The organism is Vibrio sp. VPAP30 (assembly GCF_001188205.1).
Taxonomy (GTDB): Bacteria; Pseudomonadota; Gammaproteobacteria; order Enterobacterales; family Vibrionaceae; genus Vibrio; species Vibrio bivalvicida.
Genome location: NZ_LBLS01000022.1, coordinates 58,585 through 83,986, shown reverse-complemented (window position 1 = coordinate 83,986; position 25,402 = coordinate 58,585). Strand labels below are relative to the sequence as shown.

The window sequence follows — 25,402 nt, the reverse complement described above, 5'->3', positions numbered from 1 at the left end:
TAGAGATGAACATTCAATCCTTGATCGGAAAGTTTAAAAACAACAAGAAGGCTGCGACCAATGTATATGTTGTGGTTCAGCCGAGTGCGCTTTATTTCTCTGCTCCGTCAGAGCTGAATTTACCCAGTCAACTATCAATCAATGGGGTGACTTGGCAAGAAGCTTTAATGGCAGCTTTGCATGATGCTAAGGTTTCAGATATTGCTCTTAAGGTTGTTCTGGCCGCTAATATTTATCAGACTTTTCAAATTGATAAGCCAAACGTTCCGCAAGAAGAGCTGAAGATTGCATTACCATTCCTAGTCAAAGACCTGATCAGCGAAAAGATCACTGAAATCGTCGCAGACTCTTCTTCACTTTCGATCAACAATAAACTGCAAGTATATGTCGTTCAGCGTTCAATGGTGGTAGACCTTTACCAGTCTCTCAAAGCACTTAATATTGAGTTAGCTGGTGTATTGGTTGAGGACGAAATTTGGGGTCACTCTGCCAGCGATATGACAAGCTTTTTGCTATTGCAAAGAAGCAAGCAAGGGCAATTCCGCATTAGCGCTTTTGTCGACGCTCAATGCGCTTTTCAAAGGACGATTCGCGGTGTCGTCGCACCACTAACAGGCGTAGCAAGCAGTGCCCTCCAGCTTGATAGTCTAGCGCTGGAACTACAACGTTCAATTGACTATTTAACATCACAATTGCGTGGAGCCTCGCTGCACCAACTGCAAGTCTGCTGTGATGAGGAGCAGCAACAAGATTTGATTCGTGATTTGGGTGAGAGCTTGAGTGTCAAAGTTAGCGCTCTTTCCGAGCCAGCTTTGGAATCAGGTTCGCTACTTGCTGAGAGTGCTAACAAGCTAGAACACGCTGAAATCAACCTGTTTCCAGAAGATCTAAAACCGAAGAAAGAGTATTTCACGTTACAAAATGTAGCGTCAGCTTGGCTAGTGACATCCCTTGTGCTTGGCTTAATGTTTGCTGGGTTAAAATTCCAATATAGCCAAATGGATAAAGAGCTGAAAACGTATCAATCGCAACAAACAGAGTTTAAACAGCAAGCTGAGAGCTTAACTCAGCGATTGGCGCAACATAAGCCGACTGCTGCAAAAGTGGCGGCAGTCGCTAGACTTAAGGTAGAGATAGAGGCTAAGCGTAATGCTTTGCAAGCGGTCGGTGAGTTCGATGAACAGTTGCAGCTTGGTTACTCTGGAGTGATGCGTGCCCTTGCTAAGCTTGGTCGCAATGATATTTCTTTAAGCTCGATCACCCTCAGTGCAACCACGCTAGACTTACAAGGTTTAGCGCGAGAAGCACAAGCAATACCTAACTGGGTAAATCAGTTCAAAACTGAGCTTAATCTCGTCGGGCGAACATTTGAAAAGCTGAAAATTGGTCGTAATGAGCAGAATGTTATTACCTTTGAGCTTAAGACTCAGCAGGAGGACAAATAATGCAGCAGTCCTGGCAGCAGTGGGGTGAAAAGTTTGCTCAACTGAGTTCGAGAGAGAAGTCGCTGATCACTTTATGCGGTTTCGTGGTCATTATTCTTGGTTTACTTACGTTACTCATTGAACCTGCTTTTGAGCAAAACCAAGTCACCTCACAGCGTATTGCGACGACTAAACTCGATGTTCAGCGTCTAGAAGCGGATATTTTGTTGATGACCGCAAAACTGCGTAAAGATCCGGATCAGGAGCTGAATCAAGAGTACAAACAACTGATGGCAGAAAGTCAGGATCTTTCTAGCCAATTGGCGATAATGGTAGATAGCTTGATTACACCTAGCCAGATGGCGCAGTTGCTAGAGCAAGTGTTAGCCGACTCAAAAGGCTTACATTTGGTTTCTTTAGAGTCGCAAACCGCACAGCCGATAATTGGCAATGAGAACAAGGCCAATTTAGCGAGCTATTACATTCATCCAGTGAGACTCGAGTTGACTGGCAAATACTTTGCCATTGTTGACTATTTAGAAGCATTGGAAACGCTGTCTGCGAAATACTATTGGCGCAGTTTTCACTACTCCGTCGAAGAGTACCCAACTGCGCGTTTGGTGCTTGAGGTTTATACCCTAGGAACAAGACAGGAGTTTATCGGTGGCTAGAATTTGCTTTTTACTGCTTGTCGCTGGCTATTCCTTCAATGCTTTTGCATCACAAGATCCAACAGCGCCATTAGGCTGGCAGAATCCACAGCACAGTAAGGCTACAACGGTTAAGCGAAAATCCGTCCCCAAGTTGCAAAGCATTGTTTGCGAAGATAAAGGTGGATGTAGTGCGATTATCAATGGCGAGGTTGTACTAGTAGGAGAGCAGATTAGTGACTACCGAGTGAGTCAAATCAAACCAGAAATTGTGACCCTAGTCAGAGATGGTAAGCAGTGGGAATTAAAACTTTTTTCTCTAGAAGTGAAACAGTAAGGTCAGTGGAAACGTATGCGTAAATTCGCGATAGCAATCACTATTACAAGCTTATTAGCCGGTTGTGCTATGGGGCATAGAGATCCCGTAGAGGCTAAAGGTGCGATTAATCAAGCCATTAACGAGAGCAATAGTCGTACCCTAGAGACGCTCCCTCCTTCGGTTGAAGCTGATCTAATGCCAGAATTCAGCACTGATGATGCGATAGTAGCAAAGACCATCAAGCGTTTCAGAATTAAAGCCAATGGTGTTGATGCGAAGGCTTTCTTCGCCAGTTTGGTCAAGGGGACTCAGTACAGTGCGGCTATACATCCGAAAGTGACGGGTAATATCACTGTTAACTTAAATGATGTGTCATTGGATGAGGTGCTTACTGTCGTCCAAGATATGTATGGTTATGATATTGATAAAGTGGGTAATGTCATCCAGATATATCCGGCAGGCTTACGTACTGTCACCATTCCTGTCGATTATTTGCAGTTTAAGCGTGCTGGTCGTTCTCTGACCTCAATTTCAACCGGGACGATCACGAATACTGGCAATGATTCGTCTAGCTCTGATTCATCGAATTCGTCTTCCAACTCGAATAGTAGCAATAGTGTTAAGGGTGGTACTGAGATAGAGACGACCAGCGAAAGTGATTTCTGGCCACAGTTAGAAACAGCAGTGGCACAGTTGATTGGGTCTGGTAGTGGTCAAAGTGTTGTTGTGACGCCACAAGCAAGCGTTATTACAGTCAGGGCGTTTCCAGATCAAATTAGAGAAGTACGTAATTTCCTAGGCGTGTCTCAGCAGCGAATGCATCGCCAAGTCATCTTGGAAGCAAAAATACTAGAGGTGACACTTAGTGATGGTTATCAGCAAGGGATAAACTGGTCAAAAGCCTTTAGTTCTAATGGCACAAACTATACCTTAGGTCAGGGTTCGATCGTTAAGAATGCCGCAGGCGCTATCGTACCAGCGACCTTGCCGGGTATGGATGCGATTGGTACTTTGCTAGGTGGTCAGTCAAACTTGGTGATTTCGAGCGGCAGTTTTGAAGCGGTACTGAGCTTTATGGCAACACAAGGTGACTTGAACGTACTATCTAGTCCACGTGTTACTGCCTCAAATAACCAAAAGGCAGTGATTAAAGTCGGCACAGATAGCTACTATGTGACGGATTTTTCCTCGAATACCAGTACCAGTAGTAACACCAATAACGATAATACTACGACCGATGTCGAGCTGACCCCTTTCTTTTCCGGTATCTCACTGGATGTAACACCGCAAATTGATGACCAAGGTAATGTGTTATTACATGTCCACCCGGCAGTCTTAGATGTCAAAGAAGAGCGTAAAACGATCGATTACGGAAACAACAACAGCTTGACATTACCTTTGGCAACCAGCTCGATCCGTGAGTCAGACTCTGTGATCAGAGCGCAAGATGGGGATGTAGTGGTGATCGGTGGCTTGATGAAATCGAATACCTTTGATCAAGTGTCTAAAGTACCATTTTTAGGCGATGTCCCAGCTTTAGGTCATCTATTCCGCAACACGACAAAATTAACTCAAAAAACAGAGTTGGTTATATTACTTAAACCTTCTGTAGTAGGGGTAAATACTTGGCAGAAAGAGCTAGAACGTTCACGAGATATGCTACAAGAGTGGTTTCCTGACGAGCAATAATCACTATGTACCTTGAGCACTTTGGTTTCGACAGTTTGCCCTTCCATCTCACTCCAGATACTGAGATGTTTCTGGGGTTAGCGCCCCATTATGAGGCCATTCAGATGGTCAATTCAGCGCTGGAAATGGGTGAGGGGGTAATCAAAGTGACAGGTGAAGTCGGTACCGGAAAAACCATGATTTGCCGAATGCTGGTCAAACATTTTAAACCGAATGTTCAACTGGTCTTCGTACCTAATCCGGCCTTAGATGGAAGCCAATTGCGCTTGGCGGTGGCGAGTGAGCTTGGGTTGGAAGGCGGCAATGAATCCACGATTGTTGATGAAATACAAAAGCGACTGATTGAGTTGAAGAAGCAAGATAAGCAGGTGGTGGTTCTTGTTGATGAGGCTCAGGCGTTAGGTGATGATGCGTTAGAAGTACTTAGACTATTCGGCAATCTTGAAACCGAACAAGAAAAGCTACTGCAAATCGTTTTGTTTGGTCAGCCAGAATTAGATGAGCGCCTAGCGAATCATCAACTGAGGCAACTTCGTCAACGGATTACCTTCAATGCCAAATTGCGTGGATTAACTTTGGACGAGTGCGTTGCTTATATAGATAACCGTTTGAAGAAATCGGGGGGGAGCGAGAGTGTTTTTCTTCTAGGGCATAAAAAGGCCATTTGGCGAGCGAGTCAGGGGTATCCGCGACTTATCAATCAGATTTGCCATAAAGCCTTACTACTGGCGAGTAGTCAGCGTGTTAAACAAGTGACTAATGCTCAGCTTTTTGAGTCGATTCATGATACTTACGATAGCCGTAAACCTAAATTTAAAAGCCCTTTGTTATGGGGCTGGAGTTAAAGTATGAGTGCGATCAATGATGCGCTTTCGCGGCTCGCAAATAGCAAGTCAAATTTGGGTGCCAATATCCATAAGGCAGAGGTGCAGCCTGTAAAAAAAATGGCGGTTCTACCTTGGATTGTGGGAAGCTTCACCTTGAGCTTAGCTGTTGGAGGCTGGGCACTTTCTCAACAGTCCCCAACTGAGCGTATCGTCCTGTCTGTAGCTCCAATCTCTAGCCCAGTTGCCATAGCTTCACCTACGGCCAAGCTGTCGGTTGTCGATCAGCCTGTGTATCAAAGCATTACTGAAGAAAACGTCGCTACTCATCCTGTAAGTAAGGCGGTATCGTTGGCTCCCTCTCAGCAAAAAGTAGTGCCAAAACCTGTCTTAACCGCAAAAGTTGAAACAAGTACTCCTCGTTCAAGTTCAACGGTAGTGGCCAATCAAGGGGAAGTGGTGATTGAGCAAGTTGAACTTACCTCAGAGCAACTTTCAGCGAAAGCGCAAGAAAGAGCAAAGAAAGCTCTAGATAGCAATAACTTATCGGATGCTCTAAACCACTATGTAGAGTCGTTACGCTTTACACCAGCCAACAAGCAGGTGAGGAAACGCTTAGCAGCACTGTATTATGGTAAAGGCGAAGTACGAAAAGCAGCGGAAATCTTACAAAAAGGCATCGCATTAGACAGAAATGACTCTACCTTGCGTCTTTCTTTGGCAAAAATGCTTATGAAAGAACAGCAAAACGCAGTGGCCCTTACCGTGCTGAGTGCCCTTCCTGCTTCTGTTTCTGTTGAGTACTTATCATTGCGAGCCGCTTTAGCTCAGAAAGAGAAACACGATGAGCTGGCACTGCAAAGCTACCAACAGCTCGTACAACGTGAACCTGATAGTGGTCGTTGGTGGATGGGATTGGGTATTCAACAAGAGCGCGCCTTCCAGTTAGCGGATGCCAAATCATCTTATTCACAAGCCTTGACGAAACTAGGTCTATCTAGCCAATCACAACAGTTTATACGTGACCGAGTTTCCTTGATTGAAAGTTTAGAGGAGCAGCCGAGTGAAGATTAAGCTAAGAAAACGTCTCGGCGACTTGCTCGTGGAAGAAGGTATTATTACCGAGCAGCAAGTAGAGCAGGCACTCAATGCGCAAAAAACAACAGGCAGAAAACTTGGCGCGGCGCTGATTGAACTCGGTGCACTTACTGAGCACCAAATGCTGTCTTTTTTGTCTCAGCAACTGGATATTCCGTTAATTGATCTGAGCCGTGCGGACGTGGATGTCGAAGCGGTACAGCTCCTTTCAGAAGTTCACGCAAGACGGCTTCGGGCGCTAGTGATTGGTCGAAACATGGATACCTTACGTGTGGCTATGAGTGACCCTGCCGACCTATTTGCCCAGGAAGCGTTGTTAGGTCAGTTGGCGCAGTATGGCATTGAATTTGTTATTGCGCCTGAAAGCCAATTGGTTGAAGGCTTTGATCGCTATTACCGCCGCACTAAAGAGATCGCCTCGTTTGCTGAGCAGTTACAAGCTGAACACCAAGTTACAGAAGCATTTGATTTTAGTATCGAAGGTGAAGATAGCGAAGAAGTTACCGTTGTTAAGCTTATTAACTCGCTATTTGAAGATGCAATTCAAGTCGGTGCATCAGATATCCACATTGAACCAGATTCCGATGTACTTCGATTACGTCAGCGAATTGATGGCGTTCTACATGAAACGCTACTCAGTGAAGTCAATATTGCTTCTGCATTGGTGCTTCGCTTAAAGCTAATGGCCAACCTCGATATCTCAGAAAAACGTCTCCCTCAAGATGGGCGTTTTAATATCCGCTCAAAAGACCAATCTGTTGATATACGTATGTCGACTATGCCGGTGCAATATGGTGAGTCGGTGGTCATGCGTCTACTCAATCAATCGACAGGGGTACGTAACCTAGAAGAATCAGGAATACCCCCTCATCTGCTTGATAAATTAAGACGTCAGTTGCGTCGTCCTCACGGCATGATTCTGGTCACAGGCCCAACCGGTTCAGGTAAAACAACCACTCTGTACGGCGCATTAAGTGAACTCAATGAACCGGGTAAAAAGATCATCACTGCCGAAGACCCGGTTGAATACCGTTTGCCGCGAGTCAATCAGGTGCAGGTTAACCCGAAGATCGATCTCGACTTCTCTACTGTACTTAGAACTTTTCTCCGTCAAGACCCAGATATTATCCTCGTCGGTGAGATGCGTGACCAAGAAACGGTTGAAATCGGTTTGCGAGCCGCTCTGACGGGCCACTTAGTATTAAGTACTTTACATACCAATGATGCGATAGATAGCGCTTTGCGTATGATGGATATGGGCGCGCCAGGCTATCTGGTTGCCAGTGCAGTGCGTGCGGTTGTGGCACAGAGATTAGTGCGTAGGGTCTGCCCAGATTGTAAAACAGAAGATCAGCTTGATGATGCGCGAATACAATGGCTTGCCCAGTGCTTTCCCAATCAAGTGAGTGCCCGTTTTGTCAAGGGACATGGTTGCCAAAACTGTAACCTAACTGGATATAGGGGTCGTATCGGCGTGTTTGAGATGCTTGAACTTGAACATGAAATGATGGATATGCTTAGAGCCAATGACGCGGTTGGTTTTTCTCAGGTTGCACGTCAGTCACCAAACTATAAACCCCTGCTTGCGTCAGCAATGGAGCTAGCGTTGCAAGGTACGGTTAGTTTAAGTGAAGTAATGAGTTTAGGTGAGGGGGACTCATCTGGTCATGTACAATCGATTTATATCTAAGGTAAACGATGCAGAACTTTCGATACCAAGGGCGAAACTTAGATGGTAGTGCGGCTTCAGGGCAGTTAGAAGCACCAAGCCGAGACGCCGCCGCTGAGCAATTGATGGATAAGGGGATTATCCCGATTAACATCTCTGCTCACAGTGGGAAAAGCGCTTGGAACTTTGATTTTAAAGCCTTGTTAACACCAGCTATACCGCTCGAAGTGCTAGTTATTTTTTGCCGTCAGCTTTATAGCTTAACAAAAGCTGGCGTGCCACTGCTACGTTCAATGAAGGGATTAAGTCAGAATAGTGCCAATAAACAACTGCAACAGGCACTTGAGGACGTGACACATGAATTGACCAATGGCCGCAGCTTGTCAGCATCAATGCAGCTATTTCCTAAGGTGTTTAGCCCGCTATTCGTTTCTATGATACATGTCGGTGAAAACACAGGTCGACTTGACCAAGCTTTACTGCAGCTTGCTAATTATTACGAACAAGAAGTGGAAACGCGCAAGCGAATTAAAACGGCAATGCGTTACCCAACTTTTGTGATTATCTCTATTGTCATCGCGCTGTTTTTCCTCAACGTTTTTGTTATTCCGCAATTCTCCAGTATGTTCTCTCGTTTTGGTGCAGAACTTCCTTTACCCACTCGCATTTTAATCGCTACTTCAGAGTTTTTTGTTAACTACTGGGTGATGATGGTCGTAGCTATAGTTGCGACACTGTTTGGTTTTCGAGCTTGGTTAGGTACCGCTAATGGTAGAGAAAAGTGGGATAAATTTCGCCTCAAAATGCCCGTTGTTGGTGAGCTGATTAACCGTGCCCAGTTATCGCGCTTTTCACGAACTTTTGCTTTAATGCTTAAAGCTGGTGTGCCGCTTAATCAGTCTTTGGCACTCTCAGCAGAAGCGCTCGGCAATAAGTTTTTAGAGATCAGGTTAAGCGAGATGAAATCATCTATTGAGGCAGGAGGAACCATCTCAGCGACTGCGATCAACAGTGGTGTGTTTACCCCTTTGGTGATTCAAATGATCAGTGTCGGTGAAGAGACGGGGCGAATTGATGAGTTGCTCCTCGAAGTGGCGGATTTTTATGATCGTGAGGTGGACTACGATCTGAAAACTCTAACGGCGAGGATCGAGCCTATTTTGTTAGTTATTGTGGCAGGTATGGTTCTGATATTGGCTCTAGGTATCTTCCTGCCAATGTGGGGAATGCTCGATGCCATTAAAGGCTAATTTAATCGATTATATCGAGCGATCACGGCTGGCGATATGGCTTCTGGTGGTCGTCTGCTTAATAATGAGCTTTATGCTGGTGTGGCAAAATGTGGTTAAAGAAGCCAATCAATCGGCATTTCTACTGGCAAGTCAAAGAATCGTCGAGCGAGCCAGTTATTATAAGCAGCAGTGGTTATTAGCTGGGCAGCAACCGACGTTAACGATTGATGGTTATAGGCTGAACTACACTAATATGGGGTGGGTTAAACCATTGGATGAACAACAGCGGGTTGATTGTTTGTTTTGGCTTGATGTGTTGTACCCACAGCATGAGATTTTAGGTAGTAAACCTATCGTGATAGAAAATAAAACGATAGCTGATGGTTATCACTGTGACTACCTGTATATCGATGACAGATTGATGTCTATAAGTTTGATAGATAATAGGTTTATAGCCAAGGTTGGTTTCTTGGCGAAGTAGTAATATTGACGTTCTGAATATGGCGAAATAGTGCAATTTCCGTATAATGCACGGTACATAACGGTAGGTGATAAATATATGTCAAACAAACAATCTGGTTTCTCCTTAGTTGAGCTAGTTGTGGTTATCGTGGTGGTTGGCCTACTTGCTGTTGCAGCCTTACCTCGCTTTCTCGATGTGACTGATGAGGCTAAAAAAGCCAGCGTAGAAGGTGTGGCTGGTGGCTATGCCACGGGCGTGCTCTCTGCCCGAGCGCAGTGGGAAGCGGAAGCAAGACCTACAGTAACTGTAAATTCTGTAGTGAGAAATTCAGTCAATTATGATGGTGTCAAGTTTTGGCTGACAAGCTCGAGTCAATCGGGTGGTGACTTTCGTGATGGTTATCCGTATGCAATAAACACCAATGATGCCGATTTTCCTACCGCGCTCACTAACACTATTTGTGTTGAGCTAATGCAAAACCTACTCCAGAATCCGCCTAAGGTGGGGACGGTAGCTCAAGTTCAGACGGATTCAAATATTAAGTATTCAGCACAAGCTGATAATGCTCAGTCGACTTGCACTTATATTCAGCGAGAAGGCAACAGCCAACATCAGTTTGTTTATGAAATAGAGACTGGTCGCGTGACCGTAACCTTGCAGTAGCTCTGCAGACAACAACATAGAGAGATGTTTACTATGAAAAGACAAGGCGGTTTCACCCTAATCGAACTAGTGGTAGTGATTGTTATTCTCGGTATTCTCGCCGTCACTGCGGCACCACGATTTTTAAATCTGCAAAATGACGCCCGTCAAGCCTCACTGCAAGGCCTAAAAGGGGCTATGGATGGTGCGGCTGGTATCGTCTATGGCAAAGCTGCTATTGATGGCAGGGAAACATCTAGCAGTGCAGTAGCTGTATCAGGTATTAACACCATATATGGTTATCCAACTGCTACTGCTGCAGGTATAGGTGAAGCGGTTGTTGGATTAGGTACGGACTGGGATGTCGTCGCTAGTTCAGGCACAAGTATTACTTACAGTTTTGATGGTACTACAGATGCTACTTGTGCCGTTGTATATACACAGGCCTCTGGTACAAGTACCACGAGTGCTGCTTCGGCGAGTGTCGTCACTACTGGGTGTAGCAACTAATTACTTAAAGGTCAGCACACGCTGACCTTTTTTATAACCGATTATTCAACCCTGCAACCTATCAAAAATCCTTAATAAACAACAGCTCTTGTCCCATCTGGTATATACTCATCTTAAGTATAAGTCCCACGGTCACTGGTTATGGCTCGGTCAAAAGTCTCTGGTTTTACATTAGTCGAACTTATCGTCGTTATTTTATTGGTGTCGATTGTTTCGGTCTACGCTGCCAGCCGTTATTCGGGTCGTTCCGGTTTCTCTCCTTACGCTGCCCAAGAACGCGTTATTTCGGTTATTCGCCAAGTTCAGGTTAATCGCATGCAGTCTAATGTTGATATGGACGCAATCACTGGCAATACCAACTTTACGCTTAGTTTGCTCAGCAACTGCATTGGCTCTCAGGCCGCTTGTGCCGCACGTGACGATGGGCGCAGCGATTGGGTCTCGCTCAATGATGTTTCTTTTACTTCGAATGTCGGGGCATTGGTCAATTTCGATCTGCTTGGCAACCCTGATGGTGTCGCTACGCCTATCAATATCCAGATGACTTCTACTGATGGTACCTGCGCAGCAGTGCAAATTAATGCGGTTGGCTATGTCTCAGCAGGGGGCTGCTAATGACTCACTCGCGAGGGTTTACTTTGGTTGAGAGCGTGATTGTCATTGTTGTGATGGGCATTGCCATGCTTACCATTTCCAGCTTTTTAGTTCCGCAAATATCGCGCAGTGCAGATCCTCATTATCAAACGCGCGCCGCTGCACTTGGGCAAAGTGTCATGACGCAGATTTTGGCGCGTAAATTTGATCAAAATAGTGGTAATCAAGGGGGAATACCGCGCTGCTCATCAACAGATGCTGGTTCTACCCCCTGTACAGCAATAGGCAGTTTTGGCATTGATACAGGTGAAACCAATAACAACCCTGATGCTTACAACGATGTCGATGATTTCCATGGTTGCTGGGAGCCGCTTGGGGCCAATAGCTGCCGCGATTTAAACTTATTAGTTGGGGGGACTACTTATCTAAACTTTCGAGTAGATGTTGCGGTTACTTACGCGGTAACCAACCAACTGAAACGGATTCGTTTAACAGTCACTGCTTCTAATCAAACCCCAATAGTGCTTAATGCTTACCGAGGTAACTACTGATGAAAGTGAAAGGTTTTACCTTAATCGAGATGGTCGTCACCTTGATTGTTGGGGCAATTTTGGTACTGGGTATCGCGGGATTTGTCGAGTTAGGGGCGAGAGGGTATAGCGATACCGTAGACCGTCAGCGCATGCAGACTCAGGCCAAGTTTATTCTAGAGAAAATGTCTCGTGAAGTGCGCCATGCGGTACCCAATATGCTCAATAGTGACTTAGCTATTCCCCAGGCAAGCAGTTGTATTTCCTTCTTTCCAATTGTCGAGTCAGGCTTCTATGCAGTATCAGGTGCTGATTTAAACTTCGTCGTCGGGCGAGCCGGGGTCACTGTCGCAGATATCAATACGCTTAACATGGTGATTAACCCGACAGAGGCAACACCTAGCCACAATGTGGTTGCACTGACTAACGTAAGTGGCGCAAACAATACCTTTACTGTTCCAAGTGGCGCGGTTTCTTTGGTAGGAAATTCAGTCTCTAATCGTCACTACATCTATAATCCAAATGGGATGGTCAATTATTGCTTAGTCACAGGGCAATTGCGCCGCAGCGTCAGTGGTGCCAATGCGTTACCCCTTTCAGATACAGGTATTACAGGAACGTTGGAATATTTACCCGCCACAGTACAGAACAATGGCATTGTGCAAGTTGACATCACCTTTAACAACGCCGCAGGTGATGAATCAACGAGCTTTCGACAAGAGATACAGGTGCTAAATGTCCCGTAATAAGCAGCAAGGTAGTTTATATATAGTGGTCATTTTTGTGTTGGTCGTTATGGGATTTCTTGCGACCACACTTAGTCAAATCAGTTGGTCGAACAGTGATAGCCATGCGAAAGATGTCATTGGCACACAAGCGGCATTGTTGGCTCACTCGGGCAACGAATGGGCACTTGAACAGCTTTATGGTATCGACAATAACCCTGTTGTAGCCCAATGTACGGCGATTAATGGTACCAGCATCAGTACATTAACTACCACAGTGAATTGCCAAGATGTTCAAGTGACTTGTCAGGCTCGTGGTGGTCAGCTGTCGGACGGAAGTCAAATGTACGTGATCAGTTCGACGGCGATTTGTGGCAGCGGCATTACTCAAATGCAGCGTAATCAAGAAGCTTGGGTTAGGGAGTAGGCATGAAGTTGATCCGTTTGTTGTCAATATTCGCTGGGTATTTGTTGATGTCATCAGTAGCGGTAGCTGCATGTCTTTATCAAGGCAACAAAGATTTTACGGTGTCTTTTACTGTTGTGGCATCAGATAGCTATCAGAGTTTTTATCTGAAACAGGGCAGCCATGGCTATACTCTTTGGTATACCCAAACGGCACAAGTTTCGTCCGACTATATCTTTAATGAGCAGTCACTAACTAGCGGTGAAACTTATCAAATACGGATAGTCAGCGATTTCGATAGCGCTACAGGGTTAAGCCATTTAACTTATTATCGCAATTCAGGCAGCGGGTGGCACCTGATTGAGCAAAAGGTACAAGCGCTGGAGTACGGAGCTCATAGTCCTATTACCTCTCCCGGGATAAGTTCTGTCGAGTGTTTAGACTCTGCGGATTCATTGAACATATGTTCTTATGTCCCTGATGGTTTACAAACGAACAGCTATACGGGCAGTCCAGTACAAGCGTTTGGTGCTATGTCGGTATCTGGCTCTGGTAACCGGGTTTACCCGACCAGTAGTAATCCAAAATTCTCGTTTCAAGCAATTTTTCAGCCAAGCGACCTCTGTGAGTATCCAGAGGGCTCTAGTGGCGGCTTATGTAGCTTCGATCCTAGCAAGACTTTTAGTACTTTGCCGATGCCAACACCAGATTACGGCCACGGTAACACGGATCTAATTTGTAACAGCAGTCAGACGTGCCCGTTAAATAGTGGCTATTACCGAGATATTACTATTAAGCAGAATGCTAAGTTGCAGCTGACTGGAGGAGAGTACTGGCTAAATGAACTCCGGTTCGCGGAGCAGAATGCTCAGTTGGAAATTCTGGCACCTAGTATTTTGCACTACAAGCGCATCTACTTTGATCAGACTAGCATACAGATCAACCAAGCTGGTGATAGTGAAGATCTACTAATTATTGGTCATGGTGCGAATTCTGCGATTAAGTTTCCGGATCATGGGGTAGACGGTAACTATCAGGTCAAAGCTTTTTTCTACGTAGATCCAATTGCAACGAATGAGACCAATGGTTTCATCATCGAAGGAGATGGCAATCAGATTCGCGGTGGTATCACGGCAAACAGCATTGCGATCAGTGGTCGAGATAACAAAATTTATCCTTTAAGCTGTAATACAGAACCTACTACGGTAGTTACCTCGATAGATATAAAACCATTCAATTATCACCTTACCTGTGAAGCCTCGCCTGAAAATATTGTTGAGGTACACGTCTTAGACAGTAACGGTAACCCAGTATCAGGTTATACACCGACATTAGAGCAGGAGAATGGTAGCAATTTAACACTATCTTTTGTCTCTGAAGTAAGTGGAATCGCGACATATCAGGTAACAACCCATCCCCAAAATAGAACTGGTAACTATGATCTAAAAGCGAGCTTAACCACTGGCGGACAAACTTTTACCGACACAGATCAAATCAAGTTTGTACCCTATAAGTTTGAAGTGGCTGATCAGTACGTGACCGCTGGGCAAAATAATCAAGTCCCGGTTAAGGTTAAAGCCTGTAGTAACAATGGGCAGCTAATAACGCTTGGCTATACAGGCAGCCCATCAGCAGCCTTTACTTATCAAAGGCCGACATCGGCAGTCGTTGATGCGGGGGATTTGAGTTTTACCGCTAACCTCAGTGATTCAAATAGACAGGCCGACTATAACTTTAAAGAGTCAGGGCAGATTCGTGTCACCATCACAGACAATAGCTTTGTTTGTGATGATGTTCGTTGCCCCGTTGAAGGTGGGGCGCTGAAGGGGCAATTTGATGTTTACTCTCGACCTTGGAAGATTGCCATTTGTGATGTAAAGGAAACGGGCGGCAGTAACAAAGCGAACCCAGCAACGACCACAGGTTCTCCGGGCTTTGTGCCGGGAGGAACGGGATTCTCTGCCACTTATAAACCCATCACACATGGTGATTCCAATGTAGGAGTGAGCGATGAGTGTAATTACTTGTTAACAGGCAACTATAGTCTTGATAATGGCCCTCTCAACTTAGCTTACAGTGTTAGTTATCCAACGACCAGCCCGCAAATCGGAACTGTCACGCCAAGTGTGATCCCTAATTTTAGCAGCGGTAGTGAGACGCAGACGATCAATCATTCATGGACCGAGGTTGGGACATTGAGTCTTCAAACTAGCGCCTCGTACCTCACAATGAGTGTCGATCCTGATACGCAGAACGTTGGGCGTTTCTATCCGAAATACTTCCAAGTGATTAATACGCCAATCTGGAATTACCCTGGGGTTGGAGCGAGTGAGCAAAACTTTGCTTATATGAATCAGCCATTCAATGGCGTTGAGTTTTATGTAGAAGCCCTGAACCTACAGGGTAACTCGGTACAAAACTACGGCAACTTTGTTGCTAGTAATACCGCGGGTTTTGCCTTGTATGAAGCTAACCCTACCTACACCAGTCGTTTTCATTCAGGGACGCCTAGTAAGGCTTGGGCGGTGAGTTCGAGCAAGAGTATTGGTACCTTTAAACTAGAAGAAAACTCGCCTTCTACTACTTGCGCGAACGAGTTGTGCTGGGCCAAAGCGACGCCTGCTGATGGCTATGAAGATGGACCATTTAATACATCCGGCGGTACTGCTTCGACTATTTCTATTGACGCAGTGAGTGGCAACGCCGACCCTATTGATTATCAATCAAGTGGGCAACCAAGATTGCTTACAAGCCAACCTGTTATTTATTTTGGTCGCGCTGTGCTTGATAGTATCGGCGGAGTGGCAAGCAGTACTATGAACATTCCACTCAGAATTGAGTTCTGGAATGGTTCAGGCTTTGTTACCCATAGTGGTGACGATACGACTAACATAGCTGGCATCAATGTGGTTAGTGATAACCATACTATCTGGGTCGATAACGGCTCTACAGCGGAGAATGTTAACTTAGCGGCTGGCGGTGTGGTTACTGATGGCGCATCTAATTCCATTACGGTTTCACAGTCTGCGGCTGTTGCGGCTGTCAGACAACAAACGCAAGTGTGGTTAGATTTGCACAGAGGAGCAAATATCGTCCCTTGGCTACGATACCGTTGGCAAGACGCTAATCGAACTGAAGTCAATGGGGAAGAAGATCCTTCTACCGTTGTTACTTTTGGCATTTTCCGTGGTAATGATCGGGTCATCTTCCGCGGCGAATCTGGATTAACCGGCCAGTAATATTTGTCATTTTTTTGCCTATCGTTAGGAATCTGTTAGAAATTGCGTGTTTCAGCCCATGTTTACACTTCAATGCCTTGCTGTGACGGCAAGGCATTGGTACATTTAGTGCAATTTTCTATCTTCTAATTCTTTCAGGACGAGCGAAGAATATGTTCAAAAAACTTCGTGGCATTTTTTCTAATGACCTATCAATCGATTTAGGTACTGCCAACACACTTATCTACGTTAAAGGACAAGGTATCGTTCTAGACGAGCCTTCAGTCGTTGCCATTCGCCAAGACCGTAACCGCGCAGGTAAAAGCGTTGCGGCTGTCGGCCATGCGGCTAAACAAATGTTGGGTCGTACACCGGGGAACATCTCTGCTATCCGTCCAATGAAAGATGGCGTTATTGCTGACTTCTACGTGACTGAAAAAATGCTTCAGCACTTTATTAAGCAAGTGCATGACAACAGCGTACTAAAACCAAGCCCACGCGTACTGGTTTGTGTTCCTTGTGGTTCTACACAAGTTGAGCGACGCGCGATTCGTGAATCGGCGCTCGGTGCGGGGGCTCGTGAAGTTTACCTTATTGATGAGCCAATGGCGGCAGCAATTGGTGCAGGCTTACGCGTGTCAGAGCCAACAGGTTCTATGGTGGTCGATATCGGCGGTGGTACGACTGAAGTGGCAGTTATCTCGCTAAACGGTGTGGTTTACTCGTCGTCGGTACGTATCGGTGGAGACCGTTTTGATGAAGCTATAATCAACTATGTCCGTCGTAACTACGGCAGTTTGATTGGTGAAGCGACGGCTGAAAAGATCAAACATGAAATCGGCTCTGCTTATCCAGGTGACGAAGTTGAAGAAATCGAAGTCCGTGGCCGCAACTTAGCTGAAGGTGTACCACGTAGCTTTAGCCTTAACTCAAATGAGATACTAGAAGCTCTGCAAGAGCCACTAACAGGTATTGTATCGGCTGTTATGGTCGCACTAGAACAATGCCCGCCAGAGCTAGCGTCTGACATTTCTGAAAACGGTATGGTTCTGACGGGTGGTGGTGCACTGCTAAAAGATCTTGATCGTCTGCTAACAGAAGAAACGGGTATCCCAGTTGTTATCGCTGAAGATCCACTAACGTGTGTTGCTCGTGGTGGTGGTAAGGCGCTAGAGATGATCGACATGCATGGCGGCGACCTATTCAGCGAAGAATAAATTGAATGATCTTGGCCTAGTGCCAAGATTGGCAAGATAAGGATCTCATATTCCATGAAGCCTATTTTTGGCCGGGGACCTTCACTACAGTTACGCCTGTTTTTTGCCGTTATTCTATCAGCCAGCCTTATGCTGGCTGATAGTCGTTTAGGTGCATTTGCTCAAATTCGTTATTTGCTTAATAGCATGGTTGCCCCAATTCAGTACTTGGCAGATGTCCCACGCGTGATGTTTGATGGCGCCTATGAGCGTTTCAACATTCGCCAAGACTATATGGAAAGTACGCGCAGGCTTAAGCGTGAAGTGCTTCGTCTTAAGAACGATCTACTGCTGCTTGATCAGTACCGAGAAGAAAATCAAAGGTTGCGTAAGCTGCTTGGATCTTCGTTTATTCGTGATGAGCGCAAAGTCGTCACCGAAGTTATGGCGGTAGATACTTCGCCTTATCGTCATCAAGTTGTGATTGATAAAGGTCAGATTGATGGTGTCTACGTTGGTCAACCTGTGGCAAATGAAAAGGGTATTGTTGGGCAAGTCACGTTTGTTTCGGCGCACAACAGCCGTGTATTACTGCTTACGGACAGTTTGAGTGCGATTCCAGTGCAAGTGATCCGCAACGATATTCGAGTTATTGCTTCAGGTACCGGTAAATCTGATCGTATCAACCTTGACCATATTCCGATCAGTTTAGATATCGAAGAAGGTGATCTATTAGTGACGTCTGGTCTGGGGGGAATTTATCCAGAAGGCTTCCCTGTGGCTCACGTTGCAGAAGTCGAACGCGATACAGCGCGAGAGTTTGCGGTTATTGAAGCCGAGCCTGTTGTTGACTTTGAGCGCCTGCGTTACCTGCTGCTGATTTGGCCGAATGACTCTCGTCAGGAAAAAATTCAACAAGTCACTCCAGAGAACCTAGAGGAACAATAGAACATGGCAAATAGTGTGTTAAAAGGAAAGTTTGTCATTGCTTGTTCTTTCTTAATAGCGCTTACCCTACAAACGATACCTTGGCCGGGAATGCTCGATTTGCTGCGCCCTTCTTGGTTGTTGTTGGTGACTTGCTACTGGGTACTAGCTCTACCGCATAAAGTGAATGTTGGTTCAGCACTCATACTAGGCTTATTGTGGGATCTATTGCTTGGCTCCACGTTAGGTATCCGCGGCATGATGATGTCGATTGTCGTTTATCTCGTCGCACTTAACTTCCTCGTCATTCGTAATATGGCGCTATGGCAACAAGCGATACTGATTGGCGTGATGTCTATATTGCTCGATGTGCTTATTTTCTGTGGCGAGTACTTGATCCAAGATGTGGCCTTTAACCCGGTCTCGCTGTGGAGTGGTTTGATCAACTGTATTCTTTGGCCTTGGATGTTCTTATTAATGCGTCGAGTAAGACGCCACTGGCACATACGATAGTAAAATGACTAAACCATTGATTTTGGCCTCAGGCTCGCCAAGACGTAAAGAGCTACTTTCTCAACTCGGCTATGCCTTTTCTGTCCTGAAAACGGATGTCGAAGAGTGTCGCCAATCCGGTGAGAGCGCATTTGAATATGTTTCTCGCCTTGCTAAAGATAAAGCGATGGCGGCAGTAGAGCTTGAGCCAAATTCAGTGGTTATCGGTTCTGATACCATCGTTGTATGTGATGAGCAGGTATTGGAAAAGCCAGATGATTTAGCGCATGCTAAAAAAATGTTATTAGCACTCTCAGGTAGAACGCATCAAGTGATGACTGCCGTGACTGTCGCATCGAAAGAGATTCAAGAAACAGTCGTGGTTTCTACCGACGTGTGGTTCAAAACTTTGTCAGAGCAAGAAATAGAACAATACTGGCACACGGGCGAACCATGCGATAAGGCTGGTAGTTATGGTATTCAAGGCTTAGGCGGACGCTTTGTAACTCGCATCGAAGGCAGTTACTACGCAGTTGTTGGCTTACCCCTGTACGAAACTGACCAGCTCTTGCACAAATTCTTATAAATAAAATTTGAGGTACTCTTATGAGTGCAGAGTTAATTATCAACGTGACCCCAAGTGAAACTCGTGTGGCCATGATTGAGGGCGGAACTCTACAAGAGATCCATGTTGAACGTGAAGCAAAACGCGGTATTGTCGGCAACATTTATAAAGGCAAGGTCAGTCGAGTTTTACCTGGTATGCAGGCAGCATTTGTTGATATAGGGCTCGAGAAAGCCGCTTTTCTTCATGCGTCAGATATCGTTCCTCACACAGAATGTGTCGCTGAAAATGAAAAACAACAGTTTCAAGTACGCGATATTTCAGAATTGGTGCGCCAAGGGCAAGACATTGTGGTTCAGGTGGTCAAAGACCCACTGGGAACTAAAGGTGCGCGCCTGACCACTGACATTACTTTACCTTCTCGTTACCTTGTCTTTATGCCAGGTGCTAGCCATGTTGGCGTGTCTCAACGCATTGAAAGTGAGCAAGAGCGCTGCCGTCTGAAGAAAGTTGTCGGCGAATACTGCGATGAAGATGGCGGTTTTATTATTCGCACTGCCGCTGAAGGTGCCGACGATAAAGAACTCTCCCAAGATGCCGCCTTTCTAAAACGCTTATGGTCGAAAGTCACCGAGCGTCGCAGTAAATACAAAACCCGGGCGACTTTGTATGGTGAGCTAGGGTTATCTCAACGTATTCTACGAGATTTTGTCGGGACGGAGCTGACTAAGATCCTGGTGGATTCACGCCTTGAATTTGAAAATCTCAAAGAGTTTACTTCTGAGTATGTGCCTGAACTAACAGAAAAACTTGAGCTTTATGAAGGTGATAAGCCCATCTTCGATATGTACGACACTGAGAACGAAATTCAGCGCTCTTTGGAGCGTAAGGTAGAGCTTAAATCCGGTGGTTATCTTATCATCGATCAAACTGAAGCCATGACCACTGTAGATATCAATACCGGAGCATTTGTCGGTCGACGTAACCTAGAAGAAACCATCTTCAATACCAACATCGAAGCGACCCAAGCGATTGCTAGACAGTTAAGGCTGCGAAACCTTGGCGGTATTATTATTATCGACTTTATTGATATGGCTTCTGATGAGCATCGTGACCGTGTACTCACTTCTTTGGCTGCTGCCTTAAACAAAGACCGTGTCAAAACTAACATTAATGGCTTCACTCAGCTTGGTTTAGTCGAGATGACGCGCAAGCGCACCCGAGAAAGCATTGAACATATTCTTTGTTCTACCTGTCCAACTTGTGAAGGGCGTGGAAGTGTTAAGACAGTTGAGTCGGTTTGCTACGAGATTCTACGTGAGATTACTCGCGTCAATCGTGCTTATGATGCCGATAAATTTGTTGTGTATGCCTCTCCTGCGGTAGCTGATGCCTTACAAGGAGAAGAGTCTCACGCCCTAGCTGAACTTGAAGTATTTATTGGCAAACAGGTGAAAATCCAGGCTGAGCCTTTGTATATTCAAGAGCAGTTTGACGTTGTTATGATGTAAAGGTTGTTTGTGATTTCAACGGCTACACGGCTAGTTCGATTATTGTTATGGCTCACCGTTACTGTTTTGGTCATTTTGGCTGCGACAGTAACGGCGCTGCGTATCGCGCTGCCTCAACTCAACCATTTTCAACCTCAAATCCAGAGCTGGATCAACCAAGGCTCAGGGTTAGAATTTGACGTTTCTGAAATAAAGGGGTTTTGGCGTAATACCCATCCGTCACTTTCTTTGCAAGGTGTAACGGCTAAAACACCGGAAAGCAGCGGCATCCACTTCTCAGCGGAGAATGTAGAGATTGAGCTAGATTTGATTCAGTCATTGATTCAACAGCAGCCTGTTGTTGCTGATCTCAATATTTACCAGTTCAATTTAGATATTACTTCAGTTGAGTGGGTCAATACCGACAGCGACCAACCTCCGCAACTGCAACCTCAGGGTGAGCAGAAAGATGTGATGCAGCAGTTAGATCAACTGTTGTTACGTCAACTCGACGGCTTCGCCTTAACTGAGTCGAAAATTCAATTTCTGGGTATAGATGGTACGAGCCGAGAGCTCGATATCAAAAGGTTACAATGGCAAAACAATGGGCGTCATCATCGAGCAGATGGTGAAGTCAGTCTCGCACATGGCAATCTAAACTCTGCAGAAGTCAAAGCAAACTTTGTCGATCACGGCTCACTAAAGGATGTCAGTGGTGAGTTTTACTTGTCAGTGCAAAACGTCTTGATTACGCCTTGGCTGACCAAGTTTATCAAAACTGAATCAGGGATAGATAAAGGGCAAGTGAGCTTTAGTAGCTGGTTGACTTTAACTCAAAGTAAACCAACCAGTGCCTATCTGGAGTTTGATTCGTCAGAGCTAAGCTGGAAAGAAGGTGGGCATCACGAACTATGGTTAGAGTCTGGTGTTGTTGAACTAGAACCAAGGAATGAAGGTTGGCAAGTAAATGCTCACTCACTAAAACTCAATACCGATGAGGTGGAGTGGCCGGATCTCGATGTTGCCTTTGATTGGCAGCCAAACGAGTGGCGTTTAAATGTTTCACAGCTCGATATTGCGGCGATTACTCCGCTAATCAAACTGGCACCGAAGTCCAAAGCGAGCACTGATATTCTTAAATCTCTTTCTCTCGGTGGACAAATCGAAGACATTCGAGTCTCTATGGCTGATGGTATCGATAGCATCAAATACTCTGCTGAACTGTCAGGTGCTTCCATGTCGCAGTGGGATTTGCTACCAGGTTTGAATCATTTATCTGCCTCTATTGCCGGTAACCTCAGTCAGGCGAAGGCCAAGGTTTCATTGATTGATGATGTTTTACCCTATGGGGATGTGTTCCAAGCGCCGCCCCATATTAGGCAAGGACAAGTCGATGTTGTTTGGCAAAATAGTGAGTCTGGTTGGAGTTTGTGGGCTGATAAAGTGACAGCTGCGACTCCCGATCTTCAAGTTTTAGGCGCTTTTAAACTCGATTTCCCTCACGATCGCAGCCCATTCTTGTCCTTCTATGCCGAAGCCGATTTATACAATGCTGCGGAAACTTGGCGCTATTTACCGACTTTAGCGCTAGGCCGTGAACTGACCGACTATTTAAGTACTGCGATTCAAGGTGGCAAGGTAAATACTGCTAAGTTACTTTGGTATGGTGAGTTGGGCGATTTTCCGTATCACAACAATGACGGCATGTTTCAGGCATGGGTTGGCTTAAAGCAAGCGAAATTTAGCTTTGATACCGCTTGGCCGCCAATCACCGATCTACAGTTAGATCTGCTGTTCCAGAACGATGCCATGTATCTCGACTCGCGCAGTGCCACTCTTATGGATGTCAAAGCCAAGCGCATTTCCGGGCGTATTCCCGAGTTAGCGGAAGGTGGTCATATCGAAATCGAAGCACAGGCTGTCGCACAAGGTAATGCGGTGCGTGACTACATGACCGCTTCCCCGTTGGTCGATTCGGTTGGTGCAGCATTAACCGCAGTTCAAGTTGATGGGCAGGTGGAGTCAAGCTTTCAACTCAATATCCCGTTTAGTGAAAATAAGGAAGCTCGCGCCTGGGGATACGCCGATCTAAAAGACAACCACGTTACTATTGATGCTCCGCCAATGACGTTAGAAAAAGTGTCGGGTCGGGTTGAATTTGATAATGACGTTGTCAGCGCCGCCGGATTATCCGCCGGGTTACTTAATCAGCCTGTGTCAATTGATTTCCAAGGTGAGAATATTGACCAAGGCTATGGCGTGGCGATTGACGTCGTTGGTGATTGGGATGTTGAACCTTTAGTTCCTTATCTCGGCAAGCAGTGGCTTGAGCCACTAAGTGGGCATACCCCTTGGAATATGGATGTTGATATCCAGCTTAACGATGTCGGCTTTACCTACCAAATTAATACTCAAGCGGATCTTAAGTTTCTTGCCAGTGACTTTCCTGCACCACTAAATAAGGTAGCAGGGAGTGCAGGTAAAGCACGGCTTGAAGCGTCGGGTAACCAAGAGAGCATCACTGCTCGCGTCCAGCTACCCAATTTTAAGTATCAAGCTGAAATCGATATCCGACCAGAAGTTCCAGTGCTAACTGATACCTATTTAGTACTGGGTAAGGGCAGTTACAGAATCAGTCCGGTCGCTGGCCATCAGGCAAAAATTTTGGTCGATGATCTCAATTTAGATCAGTGGTTTGAACGCTTTGCCGTTGAAGAAGGGCCATCAGAAGCACTCGTCGCTCAGATGAATACACCAGAAATCCCTTTGCCGACAAGAATCGACCTTGATGCCAAAGAGCTTACGCTGGGCACTATTGATTGGAATGATGTTGATTTTAGTGCCAAGCGCAAAGGCTTAGGCTGGTACCTGAGCCTAGATAGCCAAGAGGCAAAAGGTGAAGCTAGTTATATTGAACCTTATGACCTATCAGTGTCTTTAGAGCGTCTGCATGTCTATATTCCCGCTTTGGATAAGGAATACAAAGACAAAGGTATGTTTGAGCCAGAAAACAATGATGCACCGCTTATCAGCCACTTTGAGCGTACATTCCATGAGCAGATTCCCAATATTACCCTGACAATCGACGATTTTTGGTTACAGGGATATAAAGTCGGCAAGACGCACCTTGATTTGCAGCGCCAAGGTGAAAAGCTGGAATGGAAGAAACTGACATTTGAAAGTGGTGCCAACAAAGTTGATATGACAGGCTGGTGGCAACTGAATGAAACTGAAAGCCACACCAAATTCGACATTGAGATGTCTGGTGAAAACAACAGTGATGTGATGGAGCGCTTTGGTATTTCTTCAGGGATTCAGCGAGCCCCATTTGAAATCAGTTCGCAGTTAGAATGGGATGGCTCTCCTTGGTCAGGCAAGGTGGATACTCTAAGTGGTGAAGTGTCGACTAAGCTAGGTAAAGGTATTATCTCTGATGTCAGCGGTGCTGCGCGTTTGCTGGGGATATTTAGCTTAGACTCTATTATCCGCAAGATGCAGCTCGATTTTAGTGATGTCTTCGATAGGGGGATGGCCTTTAACTCGATCACAGGGAGTGGCTCGATTCGTAATGGTATATTCCTCACCAATGACATCGAAATGGATGCCGTTGCCGGAGAGATGAATATTAAAGGCCTCGCTAACCTTAATTCTCGCACTGTTGATGCGGAAGTAAAATTCACACCGGATATCACCTCAGGCATTCCGGTATTAACCGCTTTTGCCGTGACGCCACAAACCGCATTGTATGTACTGGCCATTACGACTGTTATATCACCGGTAGTAGAAGTCTTTACTCAGGTAAACTATGAAGTAAAAGGTCCGCTAGACTCACCTGTAGTTAAAGAGCTGTCTCGTAGTAAGGGCGAGTTTGAGCTGCCAGAGTCACTACGAGAATCGACTAAATAAGGAACAAAGCTCATGGAACGAGTGGGATTAATTCAAATGACCTCAGGGCCAATCCCGAGTGACAATTTGGCCTATATCCGTAAGCAAGTGGCTAATTTGGCTGACCAAGGTGCTCGATTAATCGTTACACCCGAGAATGCACTAGTGTTTGGTAATCGTAGCGACTACCACCGACATGCAGAGCCGATAGGTCAAGGGCAATTACAAATCTCTTTATCTGAGATGGCGAGGGAGAATGGAATTTGGCTAGCAATAGGAAGCATGCCAATTCAGCGAGAGCAAGGAGTGACCACAACCTCATTGCTCTATTGTCCTGATGGTCTGCTTGTTGCCCAGTATGACAAGCTGCATATGTTTGATGTTGATGTCGCTGACAGTCATAAGCGCTACCGTGAGTCAGAAACCTTTATGCCCGGAAGTGCAGTCGTTGGTTACCAAGCACCATTTGCCCATATTGGCCTGAGTATCTGCTATGATGTTCGTTTTCCTAGTTTGTATAGCGAACTGGCACACTTAGGCGCAAATTTGATTCTCGTTCCTGCGGCTTTTACCGCCGTGACTGGAGAAGCGCATTGGGAAATCTTACTTCGTGCACGTGCGATTGAGACTCAGTCTTGGTTGATTGCGGTTAATCAAGTTGGAACTCATCCATGTGGAAGAGAAACCTGGGGGCACTCGATGGTCATTTCTCCGTGGGGCAAGGTGGTCGCGAGCCTTTCCGATCAACCAAGTAATTTATTGGTCGATATCGATTTAAGCCAAGTAAAAGAATTAAGAGCTGCGATGCCAGTGGGTCAGCATGCTCGATTCAGCAACCAGTTACAAAATTAAGA

The 25,402-nt window shown here is 45.7% G+C and carries 23 protein-coding genes; all 23 read left to right on the top strand.

Annotation, left to right across the window (positions count from 1 at the left end; genetic code table 11):
- Window positions 1–5 precede the first annotated feature (5 nt).
- The 23 genes from ZX61_RS09510 (at window position 6) to ZX61_RS09400 (ending at window position 25,400) form a co-directional block, all read left to right on the top strand.
- On the top strand, window positions 6–1,445 hold the full coding sequence (locus ZX61_RS09510) for a hypothetical protein (RefSeq protein WP_049844401.1): 1,440 nt from the start codon (window positions 6–8) through the stop codon (window positions 1,443–1,445).
- Window positions 1,445–2,095 (top strand): type II secretion system protein GspM, encoded by a 651-nt coding sequence (locus ZX61_RS09505; protein ID WP_049844400.1) that lies wholly within the window; start codon window positions 1,445–1,447, stop codon window positions 2,093–2,095. Before ZX61_RS09510 ends, ZX61_RS09505 begins: the two co-directional genes overlap by 1 nt.
- Entirely contained in the window at window positions 2,088–2,411 is a 324-nt protein-coding gene (locus ZX61_RS09500; RefSeq protein ID WP_049844399.1) for an MSHA biogenesis protein MshK, read from the top strand. The genes ZX61_RS09505 and ZX61_RS09500 overlap by 8 nt, the downstream gene beginning before the upstream one ends.
- Before the next feature lie 15 nt (window positions 2,412–2,426).
- On the top strand, window positions 2,427–4,082 hold the full coding sequence (mshL, locus tag ZX61_RS09495; protein WP_049844398.1) for a pilus (MSHA type) biogenesis protein MshL: 1,656 nt from the start codon (window positions 2,427–2,429) through the stop codon (window positions 4,080–4,082).
- A gap of 5 nt (window positions 4,083–4,087) precedes the next feature.
- Complete coding sequence (locus ZX61_RS09490) at window positions 4,088–4,927, top strand: ExeA family protein (RefSeq protein ID WP_049844397.1); 840 nt, start codon at window positions 4,088–4,090, stop codon at window positions 4,925–4,927.
- Between the two features lie 3 nt (window positions 4,928–4,930).
- Entirely contained in the window at window positions 4,931–5,980 is a 1,050-nt protein-coding gene (locus ZX61_RS09485) for a tetratricopeptide repeat protein (protein ID WP_049844396.1), read from the top strand.
- A complete protein-coding gene (locus ZX61_RS09480; protein WP_049844395.1) occupies window positions 5,970–7,694 on the top strand; it encodes a GspE/PulE family protein in 1,725 nt (574 codons plus the stop codon). The genes ZX61_RS09485 and ZX61_RS09480 overlap by 11 nt, the downstream gene beginning before the upstream one ends.
- 8 nt (window positions 7,695–7,702) lie before the next feature.
- Complete coding sequence (locus tag ZX61_RS09475; RefSeq protein ID WP_049844394.1) at window positions 7,703–8,923, top strand: type II secretion system F family protein; 1,221 nt, start codon at window positions 7,703–7,705, stop codon at window positions 8,921–8,923.
- 73 nt (window positions 8,924–8,996) lie between these two features.
- Window positions 8,997–9,386 carry an MSHA biogenesis protein MshF gene (locus ZX61_RS09470; RefSeq protein WP_235431320.1) on the top strand — a complete coding sequence of 130 codons (390 nt, stop codon included), beginning with the start codon at window positions 8,997–8,999 and terminating at the stop codon, window positions 9,384–9,386.
- A 78-nt stretch (window positions 9,387–9,464) separates the two neighbouring features.
- Window positions 9,465–10,031, top strand: a complete 567-nt coding sequence (locus tag ZX61_RS09465; protein ID WP_049844392.1) for a prepilin-type N-terminal cleavage/methylation domain-containing protein — start codon at window positions 9,465–9,467, stop codon at window positions 10,029–10,031.
- A 33-nt stretch (window positions 10,032–10,064) separates the two neighbouring features.
- Window positions 10,065–10,520: a prepilin-type N-terminal cleavage/methylation domain-containing protein gene (locus ZX61_RS09460; RefSeq protein ID WP_049844391.1), complete on the top strand. Its 456-nt coding sequence runs from the start codon at window positions 10,065–10,067 to the stop codon at window positions 10,518–10,520.
- A gap of 141 nt (window positions 10,521–10,661) precedes the next feature.
- Complete coding sequence (locus ZX61_RS09455) at window positions 10,662–11,135, top strand: type II secretion system protein (RefSeq protein ID WP_049844390.1); 474 nt, start codon at window positions 10,662–10,664, stop codon at window positions 11,133–11,135.
- Complete coding sequence (locus ZX61_RS09450) at window positions 11,135–11,665, top strand: type IV pilus modification PilV family protein (RefSeq protein ID WP_049844389.1); 531 nt, start codon at window positions 11,135–11,137, stop codon at window positions 11,663–11,665. Before ZX61_RS09455 ends, ZX61_RS09450 begins: the two co-directional genes overlap by 1 nt.
- The gene (locus ZX61_RS09445) at window positions 11,665–12,390 is read left to right on the top strand and encodes a PilW family protein (protein WP_049844388.1); all 726 of its coding nucleotides are present in this window, start codon (window positions 11,665–11,667) and stop codon (window positions 12,388–12,390) included. Before ZX61_RS09450 ends, ZX61_RS09445 begins: the two co-directional genes overlap by 1 nt.
- Window positions 12,380–12,796 carry a hypothetical protein gene (locus ZX61_RS09440; RefSeq protein WP_049844387.1) on the top strand — a complete coding sequence of 139 codons (417 nt, stop codon included), beginning with the start codon at window positions 12,380–12,382 and terminating at the stop codon, window positions 12,794–12,796. Before ZX61_RS09445 ends, ZX61_RS09440 begins: the two co-directional genes overlap by 11 nt.
- Before the next feature lie 2 nt (window positions 12,797–12,798).
- On the top strand, window positions 12,799–16,014 hold the full coding sequence (locus ZX61_RS09435) for an Ig-like domain-containing protein (RefSeq protein ID WP_049844386.1): 3,216 nt from the start codon (window positions 12,799–12,801) through the stop codon (window positions 16,012–16,014).
- Window positions 16,015–16,166: 152 nt separating this feature from the next.
- A complete protein-coding gene (locus ZX61_RS09430) occupies window positions 16,167–17,210 on the top strand; it encodes a rod shape-determining protein (protein ID WP_004747218.1) in 1,044 nt (347 codons plus the stop codon).
- A gap of 54 nt (window positions 17,211–17,264) precedes the next feature.
- On the top strand, window positions 17,265–18,137 hold the full coding sequence (gene mreC, locus ZX61_RS09425; RefSeq protein ID WP_049844385.1) for a rod shape-determining protein MreC: 873 nt from the start codon (window positions 17,265–17,267) through the stop codon (window positions 18,135–18,137).
- A 3-nt stretch (window positions 18,138–18,140) separates the two neighbouring features.
- Window positions 18,141–18,629, top strand: coding sequence for a rod shape-determining protein MreD (mreD, locus tag ZX61_RS09420; protein ID WP_049844384.1), 489 nt, complete (start codon window positions 18,141–18,143; stop codon window positions 18,627–18,629).
- 4 nt (window positions 18,630–18,633) lie between these two features.
- Window positions 18,634–19,194, top strand: coding sequence for a Maf family protein (locus ZX61_RS09415; RefSeq protein ID WP_049844383.1), 561 nt, complete (start codon window positions 18,634–18,636; stop codon window positions 19,192–19,194).
- Window positions 19,195–19,214: 20 nt separating this feature from the next.
- Window positions 19,215–20,684: a ribonuclease G gene (rng, locus tag ZX61_RS09410; protein ID WP_049844382.1), complete on the top strand. Its 1,470-nt coding sequence runs from the start codon at window positions 19,215–19,217 to the stop codon at window positions 20,682–20,684.
- A gap of 9 nt (window positions 20,685–20,693) precedes the next feature.
- Entirely contained in the window at window positions 20,694–24,569 is a 3,876-nt protein-coding gene (locus ZX61_RS09405) for a YhdP family protein (RefSeq protein WP_049844449.1), read from the top strand.
- Window positions 24,570–24,581: 12 nt separating this feature from the next.
- Window positions 24,582–25,400 carry a carbon-nitrogen hydrolase family protein gene (locus tag ZX61_RS09400; protein WP_049844381.1) on the top strand — a complete coding sequence of 273 codons (819 nt, stop codon included), beginning with the start codon at window positions 24,582–24,584 and terminating at the stop codon, window positions 25,398–25,400.
- Window positions 25,401–25,402: the final 2 nt, after the last annotated feature.